This is a genomic window from Cellulomonas hominis (genome assembly GCF_901521055.1).
In the GTDB taxonomy this organism is placed as follows: Bacteria; Actinomycetota; Actinomycetes; order Actinomycetales; family Cellulomonadaceae; genus Cellulomonas; species Cellulomonas endometrii.
The window spans coordinates 1-4,105 of the sequence record NZ_CABEGA010000101.1 but is presented as its reverse complement, the minus strand read 5'-3'; the positions used below and the strand labels follow the sequence as shown (position 1 = coordinate 4,105).

The following is a 4,105-nucleotide window of genomic DNA, read 5'->3' as shown; positions in this document are numbered from 1 at the left end:
GGACGGCGGGGCGGGCGCGTGCGCTCCCGCGGGCTGAGGGCCGTCGGGGAGCACCATCCACCCAGCATAGGGAGGGGGTGTCGGTGGCGGCTGGCATTCTGCGGGGCATGACGGATCTGGCGCTGGTGATCGCCCTCGCGGGGGCCCTGCTGGTCGGGGTGGTGGTCGGGGCGCTGCTCGCCTCCGGCCGGTCGGCGGCGCGGCTGCGGGCGGCCGAGGTGGACGCGGCACGCTGGCGCACCGCGGCGGAGCTCGGCGGCGCCGCGGGCGAGGACCACCAGGCCGACCGGTTCCGCGCGCTCGCCGCCGACGCCCTGGCGGCCAGCGGGGAGCAGTTCCTCGCGCTCGCGCACCAGAGCCTCGCCGCGCGGCACCAGGAGCAGTCCGGCGACCTCGCCCAGCGCGAGCAGGCCGTGCGCGCGATGGTCGACCCGCTGGCCCGCACCCTCGACGCCGTGCGGGCCGAGCTGCGCACCGCCGAGCAGGCCCGGGTGCAGGGGGACGCCGCGCTCGGGGAGCAGGTGCGGCAGATGCGCGAGGAGGCCGGCCGGCTGCGGGAGCAGACCGCGCAGCTCGTCACGTCGCTGCGGTCGTCGCAGGTGCGCGGCCGGTGGGGCGAGGTCCAGCTGCGCCGGGTCGTCGAGGCCGCCGGGATGCTGCCGCACGTCGACTTCGTCGAGCAGGACCAGGTGCGGACCGCCGACGGGCTGCTGCGCCCCGACATGGTCGTGCAGCTCGCGGGCGGCAAGCGCGTGGTCGTGGACGCCAAGGTCGCGTTCCTGGGCTTCCTGGAGGCCGCCGAGGCCACCGACCCCGCCGAGCGGGACCGCCGGATGGCCGCGCACGCCCGGCACCTGCGCGCCCACGTCGACCAGCTCGCCGCCAAGCGGTACTGGGACCAGTTCAGCCCCGCCCCGGAGTTCGTGGTCATGTTCGTCCCGGCGGAGGCGTTCCTGCACGCGGCGCTCGACGTGGACCCCGGCATCGTGGAGCGGGCGTTCGAGCAGAACGTCGTCATCGCGACCCCGATGACCCTGCTCGCGCTGCTGCGCACCGTCGCGTACGCCTGGCGGCAGGACGCCCTCGCGACCAATGCGCAGGCCGTGCTCGACCTGGGCAAGGAGCTGCACGGCCGGATCGCGACCCTCGGCGGGCACCTGTCCAAGGTCGGCCGGGCGATCGACCAGGCCGCGACCGCCTACAACCAGTCCGTCGCGTCCCTCGAGTCCCGGGTCCTGGTCTCGGCGCGGAAGTTCGCCGACCTGCACGTGGTGGACGGCGAGCTGCCGACCCCGCCGTCCGTCGAGCGCCGGCTCTCGGTCGTGACCGCTCCGGAGCTGGTGGCGTGGGAGGAGCAGCGGGTGGTGGGGCTGGACGGCGACGCGCCCGGCACGCGGACGGAGTCGCGCCGCTCGGACGCGCTCGGCGCGCTGGACGACGCCGTGCTCGGGGACGTGCGCCCGGAGGGCTGACCTACCGCTTTCCGCGCGGGCGGGGGCGGGGTCAGACCGGCCGGATCGCCAGGTCCCGGCGCTGCTCGCGGCGCGGACGGGGGTCCTCCGTGCCGGCGGCCTTGAGGTCGGCGCGGAGCTCGCGGGGCAAGGAGAACATCAGGTCCTCGGTGGCCGTTCGCACCTCCTCGACGTCCGCGAACCCGTGCGCGGCCAGCAGGTCCAGCACGTCGCGGACCAGGATCTCCGGCACCGACGCCCCGGAGGTCACGCCCACGGTCCGCGCGCCCGTGAGCCAGGCCGGGTCGACCTGCGCCGCGGTGTCCACCCGGTACGAGGCGCGCGCCCCGGACTCCAGCGCGACCTCGACCAGCCGCACCGAGTTCGACGAGTTCGCCGAGCCGACGGTGATGACCACGTCGCACTCCGGGGCGAGCTTCTTCACCGCCACCTGCCGGTTCTGCGTGGCGTAGCAGATGTCGTCGCTCGGGGGGTCCTGCAGCAGCGGGAACCGCTCGCGCAGCCGCCGGACCGTCTCCATCGTCTCGTCCACCGACAGCGTGGTCTGCGAGATCCACACGACGCGGCTCTCGTCCCGGACGGTCACCGCGTCGACCGCCTCGGGGGACGCGACCACCTGGACGTGCGCGGGCGCCTCGCCCTGGGTGCCCTCGACCTCCTCGTGCCCGGGGTGCCCGATGAGCAGGATGTCGAGGTCGTCCGCGGCGAACCGCACCGCCTCGCGGTGGACCTTCGTCACCAGGGGGCAGGTCGCGTCGATGGTGCGTAGCGACCGGGCCTCGGCCGCCGCCCGCACCGCCGGGGACACCCCGTGCGCGGAGAACACCAGCCGGGCGCCCTCGGGGACCTCGTCGGTCTCCTCGACGAACACCGCGCCGCGGGCCGCGAGCGTGTCGACGACGTGCCGGTTGTGCACGATCTCCTTGCGGACGTACACCGGCGCCCCGTAGTGCTCGAGGGCCTGCTCGACGGCGACGACCGCGCGGTCGACGCCGGCGCAGTACCCGCGGGGGGCGGCCAGCAGCACGCGCCCGCGGGAGGGCGCTGCGTCCGGCCGGCTGCCGGTGGCGACGGTCACGCGGTCAGTCTAGGTCGCGAGCGGTGTCGGCCCGGCGTGGCAGGGTGGGGGCCGTGCAGCAGTCCTCCCCCGATGTTCGGCGGCCCGAGGCGGCGCGTCCGGGCGGGCTCCCCGCGGACCTGCCGGCCCGCGCGATCGAGACCACGCCCGAGCGGCCGTGGCCCGTGCGCCTGCTGTCCGCGAAGATCGCCGACTACGTCTCCAAGATGTCCGCGCTGTGGGTCGAGGGCCAGGTCGTGCAGCTCAACCGGCGGCCCGGCGCGGGCGTCGCGTTCCTGACGCTCCGGGACACCGACACCGACATGTCGCTGCCCGTCTCGATGCCGGCGCAGGTGCTCGCCGCCTCGGAGACGCCGCTCGCCGAGGGGGCGCACGTCGTCGTCCACGCCCGGCCGACGTTCTGGACCAAGCGCGGCACCCTGCAGCTGAACGCCGACGACGTCCGCGCGGTCGGCGTCGGGGAGCTCCTGGCCCGCATCGAGCACCTCAAGCGGGTGCTCGCCGCGGAGGGCGTGTTCGGCGCCGAGCGCAAGGTGCCGCTGCCGTTCCTGCCGCGCGTCGTCGGGCTGGTGTGCGGCCGGGAGTCGAAGGCGGAGCACGACGTCGTCGTCAACGCCCGGGCACGGTGGCCCCAGGTCGAGTTCGTCATCCGGGAGGTCGCGGTGCAGGGCGTGGGCGCCGTGCCGCAGGTCAGCCGGGCGATCGCCGACCTGGACGCCGACCCGCGCGTCGACGTGATCGTCGTGGCCCGCGGCGGCGGCTCCGTGGAGGACCTGCTGCCGTTCAGCAACGAGTCGCTGGTGCGCGCCGCCGCGGCGTGCCGCACCCCGCTGGTGTCGGCCATCGGGCACGAGACGGATACCCCGCTGCTCGACCTCGTCGCCGACTACCGCGCCTCGACCCCCACCGACGCCGCCAAGCGGATCGTCCCCGACGTCGCGGAGGAGCGCGCGCGCGTCACCCAGGCCCGTGCCCGTATCCGCTCGGCCGTGACGCACCGCGTGACCCGGGAGGCCGCGGGCCTGGAGCAGCTGCGCAGCCGCCCGGTGCTCGCGCGCCCCGCGACGATGGTCGACGTGCGCGAGGCCGAGGTGCACCGCCTCCGGGACCACGCCCGCCGCAGCCTGGACCACGCGCTGTCCGGAGCGGTGACGTCCACGCGGGCGCTGGCCGCGCAGGTCCGGGCGTTGTCGCCCGCCGCCACGCTCGAACGGGGCTACGCCGTGGTGCAGACCTCCGACGGCGCGGTGGTCCGGGACGCGACGAGCGTCGCCGCCAAGGACACGCTCCGCGTCCGCGTCGCACGCGGGGAGCTGATGGCGACGGTGCTGGCGATCGCCCCGGACCGCACCGGACGCGTCCCGTCGGGGCCCGTCCCGTCGAGCGGGCGCTCCACCAGGTCCAGCTCGACCACCGGCGCGGCGGGGGCGGCCGGCACCCGGAACGTCCGCAGCTGGTACGGCCCGAAGTCGGCCTCCAGCGTGCGGCCGACCAGCGGGAGGTCGATGCGGGCGGTGCCCGGCTCGCCGCGCGTCTCGACGGCCCGGACGACCAG

Annotated in this window: 3 protein-coding genes; 2 read left to right on the top strand and 1 reads right to left on the bottom strand. The window is 76.2% G+C overall.

Annotated elements, in window-relative coordinates; translation table 11 throughout:
- Nucleotides 1–107: 107 nt before the first annotated feature.
- A complete protein-coding gene (locus KJP73_RS19040) occupies nucleotides 108–1,472 on the top strand; it encodes a DNA recombination protein RmuC (protein WP_213284454.1) in 1,365 nt (454 codons plus the stop codon).
- A 31-nt stretch (nucleotides 1,473–1,503) separates the two neighbouring features.
- Here KJP73_RS19040 and KJP73_RS19035 read toward each other — a convergent pair whose 3' ends face one another.
- A complete protein-coding gene (locus KJP73_RS19035) occupies nucleotides 1,504–2,550 on the bottom strand; it encodes a 4-hydroxy-3-methylbut-2-enyl diphosphate reductase (protein ID WP_213284453.1) in 1,047 nt (348 codons plus the stop codon).
- Between the two features lie 119 nt (nucleotides 2,551–2,669).
- Here KJP73_RS19035 and xseA point away from each other — a divergent pair.
- Nucleotides 2,670–4,105 (top strand): exodeoxyribonuclease VII large subunit (gene xseA, locus KJP73_RS19030; RefSeq protein WP_213284455.1); only part of this gene is annotated, 1,436 nt, incomplete at its 3' end.

Excerpts from the sequence above, each read along its gene's own strand:
- KJP73_RS19040 (WP_213284454.1), top strand. The coding sequence starts at position 108 with ATGACGGATCTGGCGCTGGTGATCGCCCTCGCGGGGGCCCTGCTGGTC.